The following is a 366-nucleotide window of genomic DNA, read 5'->3' on the forward strand; positions in this document are numbered from 1 at the left end:
GTGTTAAGCTCTTGCTGTCACTTCGCCAGACTCTAACAGCATTCCTGACTTACGATATTTAGCTGAGTAAATACTAGAATTTGGTAAGCAGGTATTATCTACTGAGTCATAAACTTTAGTACTTCGAATTGATATTGCTTTTTCAACTCGGCTAATTGGCTTGCGTGTTAGTGATAAGGTAGGGCGCTTTATTTTGTCTACTGATTCACCACGGATAGCAATTTTTAAGTTTTTAGTTATTTCGAATGATTCTCGCAATGCTTTTCTGCGCTCCATTCTGCGAGATCTTGCGTTGTTGTAGCCGTGAAAATTACACATATCAATCCCCTTACTGTTTGTTTTGGTGATTAGCATAATCATATGACT

Annotated in this window: 1 protein-coding gene; it reads right to left on the minus strand. The window is 37.7% G+C overall.

Translation table 11 applies throughout. The annotated features are described in order from the left end of the window. Positions 1-3 precede the first annotated feature (3 nt). On the minus strand, positions 4-366 hold a 363-nt coding region (locus tag ACNQ0T_RS23300), incomplete at its 5' end, for a hypothetical protein (protein ID WP_417930393.1).

Source organism: Enterobacter cloacae complex sp.6700776 (assembly GCF_048284255.1).
GTDB classification, from domain to species: Bacteria; Pseudomonadota; Gammaproteobacteria; order Enterobacterales; family Enterobacteriaceae; genus Enterobacter; species Enterobacter intestinihominis.